We start from the raw sequence: 20,754 nt of genomic DNA, 5'->3' as shown, positions 1-20,754 counted from the left end.
GCTCCCGGACGCCTCAGGCCGCCTGGCAGCACGCGGTCGCGGCCTCGCCGTCGGCGCCCTCCGGGGCTCCGAAGCGCGCGAGCACGTGCCAGAGCCGCTTGAGCGCCTGAGGGTCGTGGCGGCCGGTACGGGCGGCGTCCCCGATCATGCGCGGATCGAGGATTTCGCCGACGGCGACGGCGGCGCCGAGGTCGGTGTACTCCCGGCCGCGGTAGTCCGCGTGGCGCACCAGGTGCTCCGTGGTCAGCCGGAAGCCGCTGTGCCACTCGACCGGGCAGGGCAGGCTCCGGGCCGCGGCCTCCACGGCGGTTCCGCGGAAGGAGGGGTCCAGCACCAGCGCCTCCACGTCGCCGTCCAGCAGGACCGGGCCGTGGACCTGGGCCTCGATGTGGCCGTCCAGGGTGTCCAGGCCGCCGGCCGCCGCGGGGTCCAGCAGCGAGAAGCGCTCCGCCACGGCGAAGAGCTCCGGTTCGGTGGAGCTGTCCGGGTAGCAGAACGTGGTCCGTGACAGGGTCCGCGGACCGAGCCGGAAGTGGCAGGAACCGAAGCGCGGGGCGCCGCCGGCCGGGTCGCGCCGGTGGTTGAGCGCCCCGTACACCGGACGCTCGTGGGCGGCGGCCCGGTCGTAGGCGCCGCCGAAGATGCGGCTCTCCCAGCGCCAGCGGTCGCCGCCGGGGTGGGCGGTCAGGCCCCCGTTGCTGGTGCCCGTCACGAACTGGGAGCGGTAGACGCCGTCCTGCGCGATCCTCGCCAGGGTCGGGATGCCGCCCGCGTCCCGGTCGGGGTGGAAGTTGAGCGTGATCCGCAGGCTCGGGTCGACCGGGCCGCCCGACGAGCGGGCGGCGACGTGGCGCAGGGCGTACTCCTGCGGTGTGCGGGCGGGGGCACCGGCGTTCATCGGCACAGTGTGCCCGGGCCCGGGCCGGGGCCGCACCGGGGTTTCCGGGCGGCGCGGCCGGGCCGGAGCGGCGGCCGGTCAGTCCGTGCCGAGCGCTTCCACCATGAGCCGGCGGGTCTCGTCCAGATACGCCTGCGCCGCCGCCCGCGCGGCCGCGCCGTCCCCCGACTCCACTGCGGTGACCAGGGGTTCGAGGCGGGCGGCGGCCTCGGCCGGGTCGCGGAAGGGCGCGACGAGCCGTGCGCGCAGGGGGAGGTAGGCGGTGAAGAGGGTGTTGGTGAGCAGTACGTAGACGCGGTTGCCGGTCGCGTGGGCCAGGGCGCGGTGCACCTCGGCGTCGGCGAGCTGGGCCGCGTCCGGGCCGGTGGCTTCCGCGACGGCGCCCAACAGCGCCCGCAGCCGGGCCCGTTGGCCGCTCGTGGCGGCGGCCGCGGCGCGCTCGGCGATGAGCGCGCCCACGCCGGCGCGCACTTCGAAGATGTCGGCGAGCCAGCCGGGGTTGTGGCGGACGAGCATCGGCAGCAGGTCGGCACCGCCCAGGCGGAGGTAGTCGCGCACGCGGGTGCCCACGCCGTGCCGGGTCTCCAGCAGGCCGGCCTGGGTCAGCCGCCCGAAGGCGTGCTTCACGGTGGTGCGGGTGACGCCGTAGCCCTCGGCGAGGCGCTGCTCCGGCGGCAGGAGGGCGCCTGTGGGGTGCACGCCGTCGAGGATGTCGTCCTGGAGGCGGCGCTCCAGGACGTCGACGAGGGTCTCGCGGGTCAGTGGGTCCACCGGGGGCCGTCCTTCCAGCTTGCGTGCCGAACGTGCGGTCCCAGCCCAGCCGCCCCGGGTGCGGCGCGTCAACACACAGAGGCAGTGGATGAGCCACTGATTCAATGAGTCTCTGTACAACCTCTTGCCCTGATGTCGTGTCAGGAGCATTCTGCGGTGGTGCCCCCGGCCCGTCCCCACTGACCACCGGAGTGTGCCCATGTCCCCGTTCCACCGCCCCGCCCGCCTGTTGACGGCGGTCGCCGCCGCGCTCGTCACCCTCGCCGTCGCCGCGGGCCCCGCCGCGGCCTCGGCGCCCGAGCCGTACACCGAGCCGGCGTTCGCCGATGCCTGCGCCTGGCACTCCTACGGCGAGGGCGAGACGCCCGACCCGTGGCTGTGGCTCACCGACCCGGTGTGCGTCGAGTACTCCAAGCGCGACATCACCTTCGACAACGGCGGCGCCGTCCGCTTCCTGCTCGCCGAGCCCGCCCGCTTCGCCCTGGCGCTGCCCGTCTGCCGCTACTACCAGCGCGACCACTGGAGCGTGCAGTCCACGACCGGCGCGGTCCCCTACGTGACGTGGGACGGCCGCTACTGGTTCGACAAGCGCGCCCGGCGGGCCGCGATGCGGCTGACGAATTTCCACGTCGACGGCGTCAGCGTCGGCGTCGGCGACGTCGTGACCGCGCTGCGGCCCCGGCTGCCCGAGGTCGCGGACGTCCTGGCCGCGTACGGCGACGAGGCCGGCGAGACCGGCCTGGCCGTCACGCTGCCCTTCAGCCTGTTCTGCCCGGCGCGGTAGCGGTGGACGCTGGCATCGACCGCCGCGCCGTACTGCGCGGACTCGCCGCCGCCGTCGCCGCCCTGCCCGTCCTGGGCACCGGGGCGGCGCGGGCGGCCGCCGCGACGGAGGCCTACGGCTCCTGGCCGGTCTCCACGCTGGAGGCGTTCGCCGACACCCTGGTGCCGGGGGAGCGGCGCGGACCCTCCGACCGGGCCATCGCCGGGGCCGCCGCGGGCCCCGGCGCCGTGCAGGCGGGCGCGATCGCGCTGCTGACGGCGCCCGAACTCCCCCTGGCCCCGCTGCTGCCGGGCATCGCCACCCTGCTGGACGCCCGCGCCACGGGGTACGCCGTCACGCACCTGATCCTGCTGCCCCTGGACCGGCCGCCCTTCGTCGGGCTGGCCTTCAACCACCGCACCGCCGTCACCGCCGGACTGTTCCAGCCGGACGACCCCGACCGGCCGGTCTGGCAACTGCTGTCGTTCCTCGTCGGGCTCGCCTTCGACACCGCGGCCCATCTGCACACCGCGCAGGCCCTGGCCGGCGGCCACCCCGGCCTGACCTGGATCGGGTTCCCGCCCCCCGGCCCGGACGGCCTGTGGCGCTTCCCCGACCACTCGTACGGCAGGGCCCTGGCCGCACCGCACCCCGCCACCACGCCCTCCGGGAGCCCCGCATGAGCCCGCAGACCACCGATGTCCTCGTCGTCGGCAGCGGCTTCGGCGGCGCCATCCCCGCCTACCACCTGGCAGCGGCCGGCGCCCGCGTCACCGTCCTGGAACGCGGACCCCGCCTGGCCACAGAGGACTTCACGCACGACCTGAACCTCGGGGCCTATCCCCGGATCGTCGACGTCATCAAGGGCGACGGCATATCCGTGGTGGCGGGCAACTGCGTCGGCGGGGGCAGCGTCGTGTACTTCGCCGCGTCGCTGCGCGCACCGTCCTTCGTCTTCGGGCGGCGCGACCCCGCGGGGCGCCGGCTGTGGCCCGCGACCATCACCCGCGCCACGCTGGACCCCTGGTACGACCAGGTGGAACAGGCCCTGCCGGTGACCCGGCTGGACTGGACCGACGTGTCCTACGCCGGCGGCGTCCTGGCCGCCGCCTGCGACCGCGCCGGGCACACCTGCAACCCGGTGCCGGTCGCCGTCGACCGCGGACGCTGCACCGACTGCAACTGGATGCTGTCCGGCTGCCGTTTCGGCGCCAAACGCTCCATGCTGCTCAACTACCTGCCCGCGGCCGAGGCCCACGGCGCGGAGATCAGGCCGCTGCACGAGGTCCAGCTCGTACGGCCCTCCACCGAGCCGGGCTACCGCTACGCCGTCGACTACACCACCGTCGACCCCGGCGACTACACGTGCCCCACGGGGGTGGGCACGATCCACACCAGGACCCTGGTCCTGGCCGCCGGCGCCGTGGGCACCCCGGTCCTGTTGCAGCGCTCGGCCCCGCTCCTCGGCGGTGTCCCGGCCGCCGTCGGCGGGTGGTTCTCCGGCAACGGCGACCGCGTCAGCGTCGCCGTGCTCGACGAGGGCAAGGTGCGCTCGCTGCTCGGGCTGGCGCGCAGCGCCACGGTCGCGTACGAGGCCCTGCCCATCGGCATGCCGATCACCTCCGCCTCCTACGACCGACTGGACGCCGCGGCACCGGAGTTCTCCCGCTTCACGCTGCAGCAGATCTACTTCCCCACCGTCACCGACACCCTCGCCCAGACCGCCGCGGGACTGTGGTCCGGCGTCGACAAGAAGCGGATGCGCGCGCGGTGGCGCTCGTGGCTGACCGTGCTCGCCATGACGGAGGACGAGACCGAGGGCCGCTTCGGCGCGCCGCCGCTCACCGGCAGCTTCACGCGCCTGGCCAACGGGATCGGGCTGGGCACCATGCGCTTCACCCCCGGCGCTGCCACACGCCGCGGCTGGGACGCGGCCGACGCCCATCTGCGGTCCATCCTGGAGAAGGACGGCCTGGCGACCGTCCGCCCGTGGGACGAGCACGTCACGGGGACGGTGACCGCGCACCCCCTGGCGTCGTGCCGCACCGGCGACTCGGCCGTCCTGTCCGCCCTCGACGATCTGCACGAACTCCGTTCCCACCCCGGCATCTTCGTCACCGACGGCTCCGCCGTGCCGACCTCCCTGACCGTGAACCCCTCGCTGACCATCGCCGCCCTCGCCGAACGCGCCTGCCCGGCGATCGCGGCCCGCTGCGCCCAGTCGGGCGTCGCGCTCCGCTACGAACCGAGCGATCCGCTCACCGGCCGGGCGCAGGGCGGCGCCGTCGCCGCCGCGGCGCGCGAGCTGGCGGCGCGGGCCGCCGGCGGATGACCGGTGTGACGCGCCTCCGGCGACCAGGCATGATCGGGGCCATGGGCATGCTGGAGCACGTCACCGAACGGGTCGCCGCCGGGCACACCGTGGAGTTCGGCTGCCCGGACGGGACCACGTCGCTGCTCCGCGTGGGAGAGCGCGTCGTCGTGGCCCCGGCCGACCCCGCGTGGATCGCGGCCGGGGACATCGTCCTCGCCCGGGACGCGGGCGCCGCCGGACTGCACCTGGTGACGGCCGTGGACCGGGACGGCCACCGGGTGCGGTTCGGCGCGGGCGACTGGACGGGCGGCGAGCGGGTCGTCGGCGTGTGCGTCGCCGTCGACGGCGCCCCGCGCTCCGCCCGCCTCGACCTGCTCCCGCTGCGCGCCGGCCATGCCGGTGAGATGGCCCGCGTCCTTTCGGACCCCGCGCTGTACGCCTTCACCGGCGGCCGGCCCGAGACCGCCGGCGAACTGCGTGCCCGCTACGAGCGCGTGCTCGCCGGTTCCCCCGACCCGGCCGTCTCCTGGCTCAACTGGATGCTCCTGCTGCGCGACGAGGGGTGCCTCACCGGTTACGTCCAGGCGACGATCTCCCCGGGAGCCGCCGGTCCCGAGGCCGAGATCGCCTGGGTCGTCGGCGCCCCCTGGCAGGGCCGCGGCCTCGCCCGGGAGGCCGCCCGCGCCCTGACCGGTTGGCTGGACGCACGCGGCGTCCGCACGATCGTCGCCCACATCCACCCCGACCACCACGCCTCCGCCTCCGTGGCCCGCGCCTGCGGCCTCACCCCCACCGGCCACTGGCACGACGGCGAGCGCCGCTGGCAGCGCGATGTGCCGGAGGGCATCCCGGAAACCGCTTGAGTCTCCCCCAGGGGGAGACGCCAGGGTGGGGACATGGACGACGGCACGCTCCTCTCGATCGGTGACCTGGCCCGCCGGACGGGACTGACGGTCAAGACGGTCCGGTTCTACTCCGACCGCGGGATCGTGGTCCCGGCCGGCCGCAGCGCGGCCGGCTACCGGCTGTACGGCGCGCGGGCACTCGCCCGCCTGGAGCTGGTGCGGACGCTGCGGGAGCTCGGATTGGATCTCGCCACGATCCGCGGGGTCGTGGACCGCGAACTCACGCTGCCCGAGGTCGCCGCCGCCCATGCCGAGGCACTGGCGGCGCAGATCCGTGTGCTGCGTCTGCGGCGCGGCGTGCTGCTGGCGGTTGCCGAACACGGCTCCACACCCGAGGAGATGGATCGCATGCACCGACTGGCCCAGTTGACCGGGGAGGAGCGGCGGCGGGTGATCGACGGATTCCTGGACGCCGTCCTCGGCGGCCTCGCCGACCCGGCGGTCGCCGGGATCCGCCGTACGCTGACGCCCGAACTGCCCGACGACCCCGCCCCGGAGCAACTCCGGGCGTGGGTGGAGCTGGCCGGACTGGCCCAGGACGAGACCTTCCGCGCGCGGCTCCGTGCCCTGGCCGAGGAGCTGACGGCCCGGCGCGCCCGAGGCGGCGAGGGGCTGCCGCGCCGTGACCTGGTCGCGGTCGTCCGGGACCGGGTCGGCCCGGCGCTCACGGCCGGCGTCGATCCGGCGTCCGCGCGGGCGGTGCCCGTCGTGGCGGCGCTGACCGCCGGCTGCGCCGAAGCGCTGGGCACCGCGGACGACGACGCCCTGCGCGGCCGGCTGCCGTCCCTGCTGGCGGCCGCCGACGACCCGCGCCGGGAGCGCTACGTCGCGCTGCTGGCGACGGTCAACGGCTGGCCGGCCCCGGAATCCGCCGCCCCCGCACTCGACTGGTCGCTGCGGGCCCTGGCGGCTCACAGCGCCGGCCGCACCGGCCCTGCGGGCGGTGGCGTGACCAGTGAGGGAGCTGTGGCGCCAACTCGGCACCGAGCCGGCTAGGTTGCCTGCTGATCGGATCGAGTTCCCGGCTTTTCGACTTTCAGGGGGATGGCCTCATGGGTAACGACAGCGAGGCGTCCGCCGCCTACGAGTCCGCCGACGTGCTCCGCAACCGCATCGACACCACGCGGGCCCATCCCGCCCGCGACTACGAGGTGTTCCTCGGCGGCCGGGACAACCACCCCGTCGACCGCGACGCCGCCGCGGCCGCCCTCGCCGCCGACCCCGTCTACGGCATGGTGGCCCGCAAGCCCAGCCTTGGGGCCTGACCGGCCCTGACCGTCAGCGCCGGTAGATCGTGATCGAGTGCCCGACCTCGTCGACCGGTGTCGCCTCCTCCAGGAGCGCGGCGAGCCGGCCCTCGGCCTTGGCGACCGAGGAGTCCGACACGAGGAGCAGGCCGCGCACCTGCCCCGGGGGCACGGTCAGGGGGTTGCGGGCCTGGATGCCGTAGTACGAGGGCACACCGCTGCCCTTGTAGACCAGCCAGACCGGCTCGCCCGGATAACGCTCCTTCAGACGGTCGGCGAGCCGCCCGAGGTCCTGGCCCCAGTCGACGTTGGAGTCGTGCAGGCGCAGATGCGTCCGCGCCGGGCCGCCGAACGCCTCGTTGGAGTACGGGAGGTAGTAGGGGAACGTCCGCAGCGAGCTGACCGCGACGAAGGCGACGAGCGCGGCAGCCGCCATGTGCACCCACCGCCGTCGCACGACCGCGACCCCCGCCGCCGCGACCGCCCCGAACACCGGCATGAACACCGCGTACCGGACCCCCAGGTCCCGCGACCCGGTCATCGCCGCGGCCAGCAGCACCAGCGGCAGCACAAGCGCGTACGCCGCCGCTGGCCGCAGCCGGGGGACGGCGAGCAGCGCGGCCGCACCGGCCGCCCACAGGACGAGCATGCCGAGCGGCGTCTTCACCAGCAGCGCCGCCGGCAGGTAGTACCACAGCGCCCCGTGATAGTGCCGGCCGAAGAGGAAGCCGTCCCACGTGGCGTTCTCGAAGCCGAACTGCAGGCGCATGCCGTCCCGGTAGGGCTCGGGGAACGGCAGCAGGGACGTCACCAGCCCGCGCAGTCCGTGAACGGCCGGTACCCCTTCGGGCGTCGTCCACCGCAGCCGCGGGTCCACCGCGAGATACGCCGCCCACACCACCGCCACCGCGACCAGCCCCACGCCGGCCGCCGCCGCGAGGCCGCGCGCCCATCCCCGGCGCTTCCCTCGGTCCACGGCGACCAGGAGCAGCACCACCGGAACGGCCGCCAGCATGCTCATCTTGGTGGCCAAGGCGGCCCCGAGCGCCGCCCCGGCGAGCGGCAGCCACAGGCGCGGCCGTTCGCGGGCCCGCCACAGGCACCATGCCGAGGTCAGCACGAATCCCGTCGCGGGCACGTCCAGGGTGGCCAGCGAGCCGTGCGCGATGACGTCCGGCGAGAAGGCGTACAGCGCCAGCGCCACCAGGGCTCCCGCCGGACCGAACAGGTCCCGTGCGAAGGCCGTCACCACCAGCCCGAACAGCAGCGTGAGCAGGATCACGGGCAGCCGCGCCGCGAGCATCACCCGCCACGGGTCGTTGCCCGACTCGTACAGGACGCGGCGCCCCAACTGCGTCTGGTCCCCGGTGAAGCCCGGGTCCAGGCGCACGTCGGCGAAGACCAGCCCGCTCGCGATCACCAGCTTCCCGAGCGGCGGGTGCTCGGGGTTGAAACGCAGGCTGTGCTCGCGCAGGTAGACCTCCGCCGCGCCCACGTACACGGGCTCGTCGATCGTGGGGGTCTGCCGCACGGCGGTCGTCACCATCGCGACCGCCATCTGCGTCAGCAGTGCGACCACCGCCAGGACGAACAGCCACCGCCGGTACCGGTGCCGGTCGCGGGCCCGCTCCGCCCGCGCGGGCCGCGGTGCGGCAGCGGGCGTCCCCGTCGCGTCCGGGGCCGCAGGGGGGTGCTGTCGTCCTGGCCCTGGTCTCATCGTTCCCGCACCCCGTGCCGTGCCGTGCGCCCGCACAGGGCCGTCCCTGTGCCTGTCCGCCTCGCATCATGGCACGCCGCCCGGCGGAGCCGGCCGCCTTCTCAGCCCCGCAGCACCTTCCGGCCGAGCTCCCGGCGCGCCGGGGCGAGCCCCGCGTCGATCTCCTTGGCCCGCGCGACGTCGATCACGACGTCCGCCTGGCGGAGTTCACGGACCGCCAGCGCGGCCCGGCGCAGGTGCGTCGGCGGGTGGGTGCTGTCCTCCATGTGAGCGGTCAGGACCGACAGCCGGCGTCGCCGCTCGACCTCGTGCGGGGGGATGGAGGCCATGTACTCCCTCAGCCGCTCCCAGACCGCCTCGTCGGGCTCGCGGCCGCCCGTGCCCCGGTGCACGGTCCTGGCCGAGACGCCCTGCCGGTGGAGCCAGAACGAGGCGGCGTCGACCAGCAGCAGTGCGTCCATGAGGTCCATGGCCGCAGCGGACGAACCGGTCCGCGCGGCGAAGTCGTCGGCGAGGTACTCGGCCTGCTGGGAGGCGCGCAGCGTCAAGTGCTCCAGCAGGCGCAGGAGGAGGAGCGCGGCGTACGCGGGAGGGTACATGGCCAGTCGTGCGACGGTCTCGATCAGCCCGAGGCCACGAGTGTCGTCGTCGGGGCGCAGCAGCACGTACCACTGGGCGAGCGCGCGGCATGCGGAGCCCACGAACAACCCCTGGCGGGCGTCACCGTTGACCAGATGGCCGAACTCGTGGCCGAGCACGGCGATCCGCTGCTGCGGCGTCAGCGGTTCCCACAGCCCGAGCCCGATCGTCAGCACTGCGCGGCGGCGGAATCCCGCCACCATGACGGAGGCGTTCGCCTCCCCGTCCACCACGACCACGTCGGCCCGCGGCGCCCCCAGGGCGTCGGCGACCTCGTCCAGCAGCCCGTACAGGGCGGGCGCGTCGCCACGGCCGACCCGCACCCCGTCCCGTGGCACCCGGTTCAGGCGCGGGCGCATCAGCCACGCCAGGCCGAGCAACAGGGCCCCCAGCACGGCCGGCAGGACCGCCTCCCAGCCCGTCACCGCGAGCCACACGCCGCCCGCCGCCACCGCGAGCGTCAGCAGGTGGACGAACCCGGCGACCGCGTATGCCGAGGCGTACGCGGAGCCGCGGAGCGGACGCGGCGGACGCGCCGACGTCATCCTGCCGAACAACTCCTCGCCGTAGGCCCGCGACAGCCGCCGCCGGAACCTCTCGACGGGGCCGCCGGCGTCCTCCTCGAACTCATCGGCGCCGCCCCGCACGTTCCAGGCGCACTCCACGCACCACACGACGAACCGGTCGTCCGACGGCAACTCCGCCCCGCACTGCGGGCACCGCCCGCGCACGTCGTTCCCCACCCCTGCCCCTCTCCTTGATCCCCCTGGCGGGGCGAGCGTAGGGGATGTCATGGACACCGATAACGCCAGGGCCCCTGTGGGGCCTGAGGTTCACCCGGGGTTGGTTGTCCCGCCCCGGCCCGGCAACGGAGCATGAGGGCATGAGCCATGACGAACGCCCCGCCGACGGACACCACGAGGGGGTCCGTGGTCTTGTCGCGCGGATCGCCGAGCATCACTGGGACGCCGTGCGACGGCACGAGGAGGACGAGTTGACGGAGGCGGTCGACGAGGCCGCGTTCGATCTCGGAGCGGACATCGCCCACCCCGGCGCGGGGCACGGGCCGGTCGGCTACGACGTGGAGACCGACCTCGGCCGGGAGAAGGAGCCGCCGGAGCTGCGCCCGTAACCGGCGGCACGGCGTCGCATGCCGGCCCCGCCCAGGGGTAGCCGCCCAGTGAGGGGCGGGCGAAAAGCCGCTGACATCTCGTCAGCATCGCGGTGCCCGCGGTGTGAGGACCGGTTCGGCCGGGATCACGGAAAGGGCGGAGCGATGAGCGACAGGGAAGAAGAGGCGGACGGGGCGGATTCGGCCCCGACGCCCGGGCGACTGCGTGCGGACGCGGTGCGTGCCCGGGAGGAACTCGGCGGTGCCGCCGCGGAGTCCGCGGCCCCGGCCGAGGGGAAGGTCCGCGCGCGGGAGCGCGTCGAGGCCGCGCGGCAGCAGATCGACGAAGGGACCGCGCAGGCGAGGGACAAGGCCGCCTGGGCGGTCGAGCGCCTGCAGGAGCGCACGCCGGAACACGTCCGGCAGCAGGTGCGGGAGACCGTCCTGGCGGCGCGCCGCAACCGCGGCCAGATCCTCGCCGTCGTCTCGGGGACGGTGCTGATCTACCTGGCCGTGCGCCGCACCAGGAGGTGAGCGGCGGGCCATGAGGACATCCCGGATTCTGTACCGGCCGGTGGGGCTGGCCGTCGGCGCCCTCGGCGGCGCCGTGGCCGGCGCGTTGTTCACCAGGGCGTGGAAGCTCCTCGGGCGCGGGGGGAGATCCTGATCGCCGCCGCCCTGCGCGGCGCGATCTTCGCCACCGTCAAGGCCGCCGTCGACCGGGGCGGCGCGGTAGGCGTGCGGCGCCTGACGGGCACCTGGCCCGGCTGACGGCCGGGCGTGGGCGGCGGGCTCGCGGCGTCCCCACCCGTCCCCTGCCCCGGGTGCTCCACGGCCACGTCGGGTGTGCCCCGGCAGGTGCGGGACGGTGAGCGTCCGGCCGCCCGGCCGTCGAGGTCGACGCGGTCCCCGTCCGCACCGGGCGCATCAGCGCCACCGCCTCGACGCGCGCCGCCGGCGTGGTCCAGGCGCCAGAGGCTCACGCCCGCCGATTCCGCCCGGCCTGCTTCCTCCGCGCGCCGGCTCCCGCCAGACGGCGGGGGTGGACACCTCCTCCCGGCGGGGCAGGACCGGACGCCTGCCGGATACCCACCGGCGGGCCCCGCCGGGAGGATCGAGACATGGCGCACGATGTTCTCTTCACCGTGTCGGCCCCGGGGCGACCGGTAGCGGAGCGGGCGGCTCCCACCGGCGCCCCGGTAGGCACTGCCGGAAACGCTCCGGTGGGCCGCATGGTGGGTGTGGACCTCGCGCGCGGGGTCGCCGTACTCGGTATGTACGCGGCCCATGTGGGACCCGATCCCTCGGTGGGAGGGTTCCAGGGCGGGCTGATGGAGTTGGCGCAAGGCCGGTCCGCGGCCCTTTTCGCTTTCCTGGCAGGTGTCTCGATCGTCTTCATCACCGGGCGGCAGTCCCCGATGACCGGCCGCGCGGGCCGGCAGGCGGTCGTCCGGGTCGTGGTGCGCGCGGTGGTCCTCGTGGGCCTGGGCACCGCGCTCACGATGACGGGCACCTCGATCGAGGTGATCCTGGCGTACTACGGCGTGTGCTTTCTGCTCGTTCTCCCGCTGTACCGGCTGCGTCCCGCCGCCCTCGCGGCGATCGCGGCGGGCAGTGTGCTGGTGCTGCCCCAGGCGCTTTTCGTGGTGCAGCGCTCGATAGATCACGGCTCGTGGGCCGAGGCGGTCACGCGGCACGACCTCCTGGCCCATGTCGGCGGCACGGACGGTGTCATCGGGCTGATGTTCACCGGTGACTATCCCGTCCTCGCGTGGGTGCCGTTCCTCATCGCCGGCATGGCGGTTGCCCGTCTCGACCTCCGGTCGGCAACCGTTCGTGCGCGGCTGGCGATGACAGGTGGAGCGCTGGCCCTGGTCGGCTACGGCGGATCATGGCTGGCGCTGCATCTGATTCCCGGCGTGGTGCCGGGAATCTCTTCGTTCGGGGTGGACGCGGAGCGTGGTGGGGCGCGGTCGGCCTGGTGGTCCGACGCCGCGGGCTTCCCGACCGGCGACGGGGACACAACATCGTGGCTGTGGGCCGCCTCCCCGCACAGCGAGACCACGCTGTCGGTGATCGCCGGCACGGGTGTCGCCCTGCTGGTGCTCGTCGTGTGCACGGAGGCCGTCGCCCGCTGGGGCGCCGTCCGGCGCCTGGCGATGCCGGTGATCGCGGTCGGCTCCATGTCACTGACGGTCTACGTCGCGCACATCCTCGCCGTCAGCGCGCTGGGCCTGGACCTCGGCGACCTGCCGGGGCCGCCGATGGCTGTCCTTCTCGCGTTCGCCGCGGCAGCCATGCTGCTGGCGGTGGTCTGGTCCTTCTTCTTCCGGCGTGGCCCCTTGGAGTACGCCCTGAACAGGGCGACGCGCATCAGCCGTTACGTTGCCTGAGCCGCGGCGGCACCGCCGCGACCGCGCCCGGTCACGGCGTGCGCCCGTCCCCGTGCCGGTGACGCAGCAGCCCCGCACGTTCGGCCAGCAGCGCGGCCTGCACGCGACTGCCCACCTCCAGCTTGGTGAGGATGGCGCTGACGTGGTCCTTCACGGTGCCGGTGCTCAGGTGGACCCGCGTGCCGATGTCGGCGTTGGACAGTCCCTCGGCGACCAGCACGAGCACGTCGCGCTCGCGGTCGGTCAGCCCGGCCACCGCGTGTGCGGCGGTGACCTGCTCCTCGCCCTCCAGGTAGCCGTCCACGACGGTACGGGTGACCTCGGAGGCGAGCACGACACCGCCCGCCGCCAGATTCCGCACCAGGTGCGCCAGCTGCTCGGGGTCGGTGTCCTTGAGCAGGAAGCCGGCCGCCCCCGCCCGGAGGGCGGCGGCGACGTACTCGTCGGTGTCGAACGTCGTCAGCATGGCCACCACCGGGGGCGCCGGCAGCCTGCGGATCTTGCCGAGGATGGTGAGGCCGTCCACGTCGGGCATCCGGATGTCGAGGAGCACGACATCGGGACGCAGCTCCTGCACCGCCCGCATGGCCCGTCCCCCGGGCACGGCGGCGACGGTCTCGATGTCGTCCGCCGCGTCGAGGATGTGCTGGAAGCCCGTGCGGATCAGTGCCTCGTCGTCCACGACCAGTACCCGGATCACGGTCTCTCCCTACCCCGCGCGGGTTGTGAAACCGCCCGATGTGCCACTTTTGCCAGGGAAGAGAATATTTGGTCTCTTTGTTGAATGCGCTGCACGATGGTTGGTGCCGTCGTGTCCGGCCCCGGCGGGCCGGCAGGAGAGGAGCCAGGATGGACGCGTGGTGGCGGGACCGGCCGCGTGGCGCGGGGGACGGGGCGACCCTCGTGCGGTGCCGGCGCGACCGCCTCATCACCGCCGTGGCCGCGCTGCTGATCGTGGCCGTGCCGGTCGCGGATCTGTTCCTGCCGATGAACATCCACGTGGCGCACGTCCTGGTGGTGCCGGTGGCGCTGGTCGCCGCCTTCGCCGGGCCCCTGCGCGGCGCGCTGACCGCGTTGCTCGCGGTGCTGGCGCTCATCGCCGCCGCCATCGAACGTGACGCCCTGACCACGGAGAACGTGCTGGTGCAGTTGGCATCGCTGGTGCTGGTGTCGGTGCTGCTGGTGGTCTTCGCGCTGTCGAGCGAGCGGGGACGGTATGAACTCGCCGGCGAGCGCCGGTTCTCGGAGGCGGCCCAGCGGGTCGTCCTGCGGCCCCTGCCCGGCCGCTCCGGACCGCTGACGATCGCCTCGGCCTACCGGTCGGCCGACGACGCCGACCGGGTCGGCGGCGACCTGTACGCGGTCGCCCGCACCGCGAACGCCACGCGCCTGCTCATCGGGGACGTGCGCGGCAAGGGACTGAACTCGCTCAGCGAGACCGAGACCGTGCTCGGCGCCTTCCGCGCCGCGGCGCACCGCCAGGAACCGCTGCCGGAACTGGTCGCCTCGCTGGAGGGCAGCGTGCGCTGGGGCCTGGCGGAGTTCTGCGACGCGCGGGCCGAGGCGGACGTGGGGGAGCGGTTCGTGACGGCCGCGGTGGTCGAGATCCCCGACGACGAGCCCTTCGTCCACGTGGTCAGCTGCGGTCACCTGCCCCCGCTCCTGCTGCACGAGGGCCGGGCGACCCTGCTCGACGTCGCGGACCCCGCCCCGCCGCTCGGCCTCGGCGCCCTGGCCGAGAGCACGTACGCCCCCAGCACCTTCCCCTTCGTCGGCGGCGACCAGCTGCTGCTCTACACCGACGGACTCACCGAGGCCCGCGACGCCTCGGGCGGCTTCTACCCCCTGCTGGAACGCGCCGCCGGTCTGACCGGCTCCGGACCGGCCACCTTGGTGCAGGCGGTCACCCGCGACCTGCTGGGCCATGCCCACGGGCCGCTGGGCGACGACATGGCCGTCGTCGCCCTCCAGCGGGAGCACTGACGGGCACGCGTGCCCATCCGCCGCCCGGTCCGCCGTCCGCCGCGGCTCAGTCCGCTCCGTCTCGTACTGCCCCTCCTTCCCCTCCTGCTCCGTAAGCCTCCAGCAGCCGCAGCCACACCTCGCTGATCGTGGGGAAGCACGGGACGGCGTGCCACAGCCGGCCGACCGGGATCTGCCCGGCGACGGCGACCGTCGCGGAGTGCAGCAGTTCGCTGACGGCGGGCCCGACGAAGGTCACGCCCAGCAGCCTGCCGGTGTCCTCGTCCACGAGCATGCGGGCCCGGCCCGTGTAGCCGTCGGCGTACAGATCCGCGCCCTTCACCGTGCGGCCGAGATCCACGTCCACCGCCCGCACCCGGTGCCCGGCGCGTTCCGCCTCGGCCGCGGACAGGCCCACCGCGCAGGCTTCGGGGTCGCAGAAGAACACCTGGGGGACCGCGTGCACGTCGGCGGTCGCCGCGTGCGGGCCCCACGCGGCGGTGTCCAGCTCCCGGCCGGCCGCCAGGGCGCCGATCGCGGCGCCGGCGATGCGGGCCTGGTACTTGCCCTGGTGGGTCAGCAGGGCGTGGTGGTTGATGTCGCCGAGCGCGTACAGCCAACCGCCGTCGAGGCCGCGGACCCGGCAGCTCTCGTCCACGTCCAGCCACGCGCCGGGAGACAGGCCCACGGATTCCAGGCCGATGTCGTCGGTCAGCGGCAGCCTTCCGGTGGCGTACAGGATCTCGTCGGCCTCCAGAGCGCCGCCGTCGTCCAGGGTCAGCGTGACCGGGCCGGTGCCACCCGGCCGGGACAACGCCGTCACCGACACCCCGGTCCGGATCATCACGCCCGCCTCGGCCAGCCCGACGGCGACCATCTCGCCGACGAAGGGCTCCATACGCGGCAGCAGACCGCTGCGGCGCACCAGCAGCGTCACCTGCGACCCGAGCCCCTGCCAGGCGGTGGCCATCTCCACCGCGACGCCGCCGCCGCCGACGATCGCCAGCCGCGGGGGCACCGTGTGGGAATCCGTCGCCTCGCGGTTCGTCCACGGCTTCGCCTCGTCGATCCCGGGGATCGCGGGGATCGCGGGCTTGCTGCCGGTGGCGACGGCGACCGCGTGCCGGGCGGTCAGCACGCGCCGCTCGCCCCGGGAGGTCTGCACGGCGACACGCCGCGGCCCGTCCAGCCGGCCGTGGCCGCGCACCAGTTCCGCGCCGATGCCGTGGACCCAGTCGGCCTGCCCGTCGTCCTTCCAGCCCGTGACAAAGCCGTCACGACGGGCGAACGCGCCGCCGGCGGCCACCGGCCCGGTCACCGCCTGCCGCGCGCCGTCGACCCGGCGGGCGTCCGAGACGGCGATCACCGGCCGCAACAGCGCCTTACTGGGGACGCACGCCCAGTACGAGCACTCGCCGCCGACCAGTTCGCGCTCCACCACCGCCACGCTCAGCCCCGCCGCCCGGGTCTTGTCGGCCACCGTCTGGCCGACCGGGCCCGCCCCGACGACCACCACGTCGAAGGTGTCCTGAACCGCCGCTGCCTGCGCTGCTTCACTCATCCGACTGCTCCCGGTGTCTGGTTCCCGGTGTCCGTTCCGCCGCCCGGCACGTCGCTTCCATCGCAGCACATCAGTCATCGGGTCGCAGTTCCGGCGGTTCGTCCCGCCCCACCGCCGGTTTCCGGCCGCCCTCGCGGCGCGACGGCATCAGACCCGGCCTGCCGGGCAGGCGCGACGACATGGGGATGCTGCGACGGTGGGAAAGGGCGATCGAGCGCTGGGAGAACGCGCTGTACGCCAAGGTCTTCGGCCACGAGCCGGTGGAACTGCTCGACGCGCTGCGGCGCGAGTGCGACGACCACGCGGTGGTGTGCAGTGCGAGCCGGGTGGTGGTGCCCAACGTCTACACCGTCGAACTGGCCGTCCCCGTCCACGAGGAACTGGGGCCGGACCGCGGCCGCGTCGGGGAGGTGCTCACCGACGCGCTGCAACGCCACGCCGAGCGCCGGGACTACGAGTGGGCGGGGCCGCTCACCGTGCACATCACCGGCGCCGCCGTGCTGCCCAACGGCCGTTACCGGGTGGTCAGCAGCCCGATGCGGCAGATCAGGGCCGACGTGATCGCTCCTCGTCCCGGCGGCCGGCGGCGGACGGGGCTGCGGCCCTCCGGTGGTGCCGCAGCTCCGCGTTGAAATGCGCCCCGCTCAGCAGCGCGAGATTGGACACCCACAGCCACATCAGGAACACCACCGTGCCCGCCAGCGGCCCGTACAGCCGGCTGTACGTCCCGACGTGCGCCACGTACAGCGTCAGCACGGGGGTCGACGCGAGCCACAGCAGCACCGCGAGCACGCCACCGGGCAGCATGGCCCGCACCGGGCGGACCTGGGGCGGACCGGAACGGAACAGGACCAGCACGAGCAGCGTCGTCAGGCACAGCAGCAGCGGCCACTTGACGACGTTCCACGTGGTCACCGCCACCCCTGACACGCCGAGCAGTTCACCGGTCCGCCGGGCCAGGCGGCCCGTGAGCATCAGGGTCAGCGGGCCCAGTGCCATCAGCGTCAGCAGCACCGAGGCCGTCGCCGCGATCCGGGGTGCCGCGCGCCAGGACGGCCGGTGGTCCCGCACCCGGTTCATCGAGTGCAACGCCCGCCGGAACACGGCCAGATAGCTGACCGCCGACCACAGCGCGGCCGTCCCGCTGGTGACCGCCAGCACCCAGGCCGCCGACCGCTCCCGCGCCACACCCCGCATCGTGCGCGCCAGCATCTCCCCTGACCCCGCCGGGGCGAGAGCGCTCACACGTGCGATGAGGTCACCCGTGGCCGAGGCGTCGGCCAGGCCGATGACCGACACCGTCAGCAGCATGCCGGGGAAGAGCGTCAGCACGCCGTAGTACGTGAGGGCGGCGGCCTTCTCCGAGGCGTCCTCGTCCCAGAGCGCCACGGCGGTGCCGCGCGCCACGGTCAGCAGTTCCCGCAACTCCGCCGCCCTGTACGGGCGGTTCTCCGCCCGCGCCGCCCGCGCGCTCCCGGTCCCGCGGAGCCCGCCCGCCACACTTCGCTGCTCCGCCATGGCGTTCCCGTCCGCTCCCCTCGGGTCCTGCCGTGTCCCGGGGCGGGCCCGTCCCGCGTGACGCGTCTGCCCGGACCGGGGTGCGGCATGCGCCGGTTGCCTGTTCGACCGGCGCCGCCGCGGATTCACCCGTGGAGACGATCCTTGGAATGACCGGTGTGCGAGCGGGGCACGTGTGGTGCGAAAGCGAAAGGGAGTGATTCTTCGTGGATTTGAAGATTCGCAGGCTCGTTTTCGGCGCGGGAACGGCCGGCGGCGCGCTCGGTGCCCTCATCGGTGCCGTGTCGGCGGGTGGTTGGTTCCATGCCGCATTCGCCGCGTTGCTCTGCGCCACGACCGGAATGCTGGCCGTTCTCCATTGGAGCGAGCACGGCGGGGCGCGCCGTCGCCGTCCTGCGCGCCGCGCACAGCGCCCCGGCCAGATCCCGCACCAGCGTCGAGTCGGACACGTCGACGGGCATGACGCGCTGAGGTGGTGAGCCCGGCCGGCGGCGGCCGCCCGCCGGGCCCACGGGTGGCGTCTCCGCGACGCCGTGGCGGGACGGCCGGCACGGCCGCCCGGCCGGTCAGTTGAAGGTGTCGGGGTCCGGACCGATGCGGCCGCCGTTGTCGAGGGCGTCGATCGCCGCGATGTCCGCGTCGGTGAGTTCGAAGCCGAAGACGTCGAGATTCCCGCGGATCCGCTCGGGCGTCACGGACTTCGGGATGACGACGTTGCCGATCTGCACGTGCCAGCGCAGGATCACCTGGGCCGGCGTCCGGCCCAGGCGGTCGGCGATGGAGGTGACGGCGGGGTCCCCGAGCAGCGCGCCCTGGGCCAGCGGGCTCCACGCCTCGGTCGCGATGCCGTGCTGTGCGTGGAAGGCGCGCAGTTCGCGCTGCTGCAGCCGCGGGTGCAGCTCGACCTGGTTGACCGCCGGGATGACCCCGCTCTCGTCCATCAGGCGCCGCAGATGCGCGGGCTGGAAGTTGGAGACGCCGATGGCGCGCGCACGGCCCTCGGAGTGGATCTTCTCGAAGGCGCGCCAGGTGTCCGTGTAGCGGTCGCGGGCGGGCACGGGCCAGTGGATCAGGTAGAGGTCCACGTGGTCGAGGCCCAGCTTGGCGAGCGAGGCGTCGAAAACGGCCAGGGTGCTGTCGTACCCCTGGTCGGCGTTCCACAGCTTGGTGGTGACGAACAGCTCGTCGCGGGGGATGCCGGAGGCGGCCAGGGCCTGGCCGACGCCGGCCTCGTTGCCGTAGATCGCGGCGGTGTCGACGCTGCGGTAGCCGCTTTCCAGGGCGGTGGTGACGGCGGCGGCCGTCGCGTCGTCCGGCACCTGGAAGACGCCGAAACCGACCTGCGGCATGGTGACGCCGTTGTTCAGCGTGAGGTGAGGGATGGGTGTGGTCATGGCGCTGATCCTTTCGCGTCACGGCCGGCCGGGGCCGTGGGGGCGAGTGCGGACGGGTGAACGTCCGGGCGGAGGGGGGAATCTTCCGCGCTGCCGCTCCGCACGCTAGTTGCGCGCGCTGATATTTGCAAACGCGGTATATGTGGGGAGGGTGGGCCGGGGCGCAAGAGGCCCGCGTTTGACGTTATGCGGCGCATGCAAATATTGTGAACGCCAGTTAGGCGCCATTGCAATCTCTGAGAGGTCCCCCACCATGCCCATCGCGCTCCTGGCCCTCGCCATCGGGGCCTTCGGGATCGGAACCACCGAATTCGTGATCATGGGCCTGCTGCCGCAGGTCGCCTCCGACTTCGGGGTGTCCGTACCCACCGCCGGTCTCCTGGTGACGGGCTACGGCCTCGGGGTCATGATCGGCGCGCCGATCATGACGCTGCTGGGCACCAAGGTGTCGCGCAAGAACATGCTCATGCTGCTCATGGTCCTGTTCGTCCTCGGCAACCTGGTGTCGGCGTTCGCCCCGGCCTTCGGCGTCATGCTGGCCGGTCGCATCCTGGCCTCCTTCACCCACGGCGCCTTCTTCGGCATCGGCTCGGTCGTCGCCGCCGAACTGGTCGCGCCGGAGAAGAAGGCCCGCGCCATCGCGCTGATGTTCACCGGTCTGACCGTCGCGAACGTCGTCGGCGTGCCCTTGGGAACGTTCATCGGCCAGAGCGCCGGGTGGCGTGTGACCTTCGTGCTCGTCGCGGCCCTCGGCGTCCTCGGCCTGGCCGGCGTCGCCAAGCTGGTCCCGGACCTGCCCAAGCCCGAAGGGGTGAGTCTGCGGCACGAACTGGGCGCCTTCCGCGACGCGCAGGTCGTACTGGCCATGGCGATGACCGTGCTGGGCTTCGGCGGCGTCTTCGCGGCGATCACCTACATCACGCCGATGATGACGGACGTGGCCGGCTTCGCGGACTCCTCGATCACCTGGCTGCTCGTCCTGTTCGGCGCCGGGATGGTCGTCGGCAATCTGATCGGCGGCAGGTACGCCGACCGGGCCCTGATGCCGATGCTCTTCACGGCGCTCGGTTCCCTGGCCGCCGTGCTCGCCCTGTTCACCCTGACCGCGCACAACGAGGCCACAGCCGCCGTGACGATCTTCCTGATCGGCGCCCTGGGCTTCGCGACCGTGCCGCCGCTCCAAAAGCGCGTCCTGGACCAGGCGTCCGGGGCGCCGACCCTGGCCTCGGCCGTGAACATCGGCGCCTTCAATCTCGGCAACGCCCTGTCCGCGTGGCTGGGCGGCATCGTCATCGCCGCCGGCCTCGGCTACACCGCGCCCAATGTGGTCGGTGCGGCGCTCACCGGCTCCGCGCTGGTCCTGGCGGTGGTCTCGGCCGGCCTCGACCGGCGCCGGGGCCACGGCCGGGACGGCCGCAGCCGGGTCGTCGCCGAGTCGGGGGGCCGCGAGCAGCCCTCGCTCGCCGGCCGGCACTGATCCGGGCGCGCGCGTCGCACGCGGGTGCGGACGCTCGCGTCCAGGGACGGCGCGGCGGGCACCGGCGGGCACACTCCGCCGGTG

General features: G+C 74.1%; 21 protein-coding genes and 1 pseudogene. 13 read left to right on the top strand and 9 right to left on the bottom strand.

Annotation, left to right across the window (positions count from 1 at the left end):
* Positions 1 to 13: 13 nt before the first annotated feature.
* Together ACFWVC_RS33255 and ACFWVC_RS33250 are read right to left on the bottom strand one after the other, a co-directional pair.
* Positions 14 to 898: a DUF3626 domain-containing protein gene (locus ACFWVC_RS33255; protein WP_384296382.1), complete on the bottom strand. Its 885-nt coding sequence runs from the start codon at positions 896 to 898 to the stop codon at positions 14 to 16.
* A 78-nt stretch (positions 899 to 976) separates the two neighbouring features.
* Positions 977 to 1,669, bottom strand: a complete 693-nt coding sequence (locus ACFWVC_RS33250) for a FadR/GntR family transcriptional regulator (RefSeq protein WP_384296378.1) — start codon at positions 1,667 to 1,669, stop codon at positions 977 to 979.
* A 199-nt stretch (positions 1,670 to 1,868) separates the two neighbouring features.
* Here ACFWVC_RS33250 and ACFWVC_RS33245 point away from each other — a divergent pair, with 199 nt between their 5' ends.
* From ACFWVC_RS33245 to ACFWVC_RS33220, 6 genes are all read left to right on the top strand, one after another.
* Positions 1,869 to 2,453, top strand: coding sequence for a hypothetical protein (locus ACFWVC_RS33245; protein WP_384296376.1), 585 nt, complete (start codon positions 1,869 to 1,871; stop codon positions 2,451 to 2,453).
* 137 nt (positions 2,454 to 2,590) lie between these two features.
* A complete protein-coding gene (locus ACFWVC_RS33240) occupies positions 2,591 to 3,115 on the top strand; it encodes a DUF5987 family protein (protein WP_384296437.1) in 525 nt (174 codons plus the stop codon).
* A complete protein-coding gene (locus ACFWVC_RS33235; RefSeq protein WP_384296374.1) occupies positions 3,112 to 4,764 on the top strand; it encodes an FAD-dependent oxidoreductase in 1,653 nt (550 codons plus the stop codon). Before ACFWVC_RS33240 ends, ACFWVC_RS33235 begins: the two co-directional genes overlap by 4 nt.
* Positions 4,765 to 5,072: 308 nt before the next feature.
* On the top strand, positions 5,073 to 5,609 hold the full coding sequence (locus ACFWVC_RS33230) for a GNAT family N-acetyltransferase (protein WP_384296433.1): 537 nt from the start codon (positions 5,073 to 5,075) through the stop codon (positions 5,607 to 5,609).
* Between the two features lie 33 nt (positions 5,610 to 5,642).
* The gene (locus tag ACFWVC_RS33225) at positions 5,643 to 6,647 is read left to right on the top strand and encodes a MerR family transcriptional regulator (RefSeq protein ID WP_384296372.1); all 1,005 of its coding nucleotides are present in this window, start codon (positions 5,643 to 5,645) and stop codon (positions 6,645 to 6,647) included.
* A gap of 56 nt (positions 6,648 to 6,703) precedes the next feature.
* Complete coding sequence (locus tag ACFWVC_RS33220; protein ID WP_384296370.1) at positions 6,704 to 6,916, top strand: SAM-dependent methyltransferase; 213 nt, start codon at positions 6,704 to 6,706, stop codon at positions 6,914 to 6,916.
* Between the two features lie 13 nt (positions 6,917 to 6,929).
* On the opposite strand, the gene ACFWVC_RS33215 is transcribed toward ACFWVC_RS33220, so the two are convergent.
* Together ACFWVC_RS33215 and ACFWVC_RS33210 are read right to left on the bottom strand one after the other, a co-directional pair.
* Positions 6,930 to 8,615 (bottom strand): ArnT family glycosyltransferase, encoded by a 1,686-nt coding sequence (locus ACFWVC_RS33215; RefSeq protein WP_384296367.1) that lies wholly within the window; start codon positions 8,613 to 8,615, stop codon positions 6,930 to 6,932.
* A 101-nt stretch (positions 8,616 to 8,716) separates the two neighbouring features.
* Entirely contained in the window at positions 8,717 to 9,997 is a 1,281-nt protein-coding gene (locus ACFWVC_RS33210) for a M48 family metalloprotease (RefSeq protein WP_384296363.1), read from the bottom strand.
* A gap of 140 nt (positions 9,998 to 10,137) precedes the next feature.
* Between ACFWVC_RS33210 and ACFWVC_RS33205 the strand changes: the two genes are divergently transcribed.
* The 4 genes and pseudogenes from ACFWVC_RS33205 (at position 10,138) to ACFWVC_RS33190 (ending at position 12,758) form a co-directional block, all read left to right on the top strand.
* Entirely contained in the window at positions 10,138 to 10,386 is a 249-nt protein-coding gene (locus ACFWVC_RS33205) for a hypothetical protein (RefSeq protein ID WP_384296361.1), read from the top strand.
* A gap of 144 nt (positions 10,387 to 10,530) precedes the next feature.
* Positions 10,531 to 10,899, top strand: coding sequence for a hypothetical protein (locus tag ACFWVC_RS33200; protein ID WP_384296359.1), 369 nt, complete (start codon positions 10,531 to 10,533; stop codon positions 10,897 to 10,899).
* Between the two features lie 10 nt (positions 10,900 to 10,909).
* Positions 10,910 to 11,136: pseudogene (locus tag ACFWVC_RS33195) on the top strand (DUF4235 domain-containing protein).
* A gap of 461 nt (positions 11,137 to 11,597) precedes the next feature.
* Positions 11,598 to 12,758 carry a heparan-alpha-glucosaminide N-acetyltransferase domain-containing protein gene (locus ACFWVC_RS33190; protein ID WP_384296356.1) on the top strand — a complete coding sequence of 387 codons (1,161 nt, stop codon included), beginning with the start codon at positions 11,598 to 11,600 and terminating at the stop codon, positions 12,756 to 12,758.
* A 31-nt stretch (positions 12,759 to 12,789) separates the two neighbouring features.
* On the opposite strand, the gene ACFWVC_RS33185 is transcribed toward ACFWVC_RS33190, so the two are convergent.
* Positions 12,790 to 13,458: a response regulator gene (locus tag ACFWVC_RS33185; protein WP_384296354.1), complete on the bottom strand. Its 669-nt coding sequence runs from the start codon at positions 13,456 to 13,458 to the stop codon at positions 12,790 to 12,792.
* 149 nt (positions 13,459 to 13,607) lie between these two features.
* On the opposite strand from ACFWVC_RS33185, the gene ACFWVC_RS33180 reads away from it, so the two are divergent.
* A complete protein-coding gene (locus tag ACFWVC_RS33180; RefSeq protein ID WP_384296352.1) occupies positions 13,608 to 14,741 on the top strand; it encodes a PP2C family protein-serine/threonine phosphatase in 1,134 nt (377 codons plus the stop codon).
* A 46-nt stretch (positions 14,742 to 14,787) separates the two neighbouring features.
* Here ACFWVC_RS33180 and ACFWVC_RS33175 read toward each other — a convergent pair whose 3' ends face one another.
* Positions 14,788 to 16,281, bottom strand: coding sequence for a dihydrolipoyl dehydrogenase family protein (locus ACFWVC_RS33175; RefSeq protein WP_384296350.1), 1,494 nt, complete (start codon positions 16,279 to 16,281; stop codon positions 14,788 to 14,790).
* 179 nt (positions 16,282 to 16,460) lie between these two features.
* Here ACFWVC_RS33175 and ACFWVC_RS33170 point away from each other — a divergent pair, with 179 nt between their 5' ends.
* On the top strand, positions 16,461 to 16,913 hold the full coding sequence (locus ACFWVC_RS33170; protein ID WP_384296347.1) for a DUF3662 domain-containing protein: 453 nt from the start codon (positions 16,461 to 16,463) through the stop codon (positions 16,911 to 16,913).
* Here the strand turns inward: ACFWVC_RS33170 and ACFWVC_RS33165 are convergent.
* The 3 genes from ACFWVC_RS33165 to ACFWVC_RS33155 form a co-directional block, all read right to left on the bottom strand.
* Entirely contained in the window at positions 16,828 to 17,799 is a 972-nt protein-coding gene (locus ACFWVC_RS33165) for a YihY/virulence factor BrkB family protein (RefSeq protein ID WP_384296344.1), read from the bottom strand. The two genes, ACFWVC_RS33170 and ACFWVC_RS33165, sit on opposite strands and share 86 nt — an antisense overlap.
* A gap of 125 nt (positions 17,800 to 17,924) precedes the next feature.
* On the bottom strand, positions 17,925 to 18,260 hold the full coding sequence (locus tag ACFWVC_RS33160; RefSeq protein ID WP_384296340.1) for a hypothetical protein: 336 nt from the start codon (positions 18,258 to 18,260) through the stop codon (positions 17,925 to 17,927).
* 105 nt (positions 18,261 to 18,365) lie between these two features.
* Entirely contained in the window at positions 18,366 to 19,193 is an 828-nt protein-coding gene (locus tag ACFWVC_RS33155) for an aldo/keto reductase (RefSeq protein WP_384296338.1), read from the bottom strand.
* Between the two features lie 253 nt (positions 19,194 to 19,446).
* Here ACFWVC_RS33155 and ACFWVC_RS33150 point away from each other — a divergent pair, with 253 nt between their 5' ends.
* The gene (locus ACFWVC_RS33150; RefSeq protein WP_384296335.1) at positions 19,447 to 20,670 is read left to right on the top strand and encodes an MFS transporter; all 1,224 of its coding nucleotides are present in this window, start codon (positions 19,447 to 19,449) and stop codon (positions 20,668 to 20,670) included.
* The last annotated feature ends 84 nt before the right edge of the window (positions 20,671 to 20,754 follow it).

Origin of the sequence: Streptomyces sp. NPDC058691 (assembly GCF_042714775.1) — a bacterium.
Taxonomy (GTDB): domain Bacteria; phylum Actinomycetota; class Actinomycetes; order Streptomycetales; family Streptomycetaceae; genus Actinacidiphila.
Note: the sequence above shows the minus strand (reverse complement) of the source record. Positions and strands in the feature narration are given on the sequence as shown.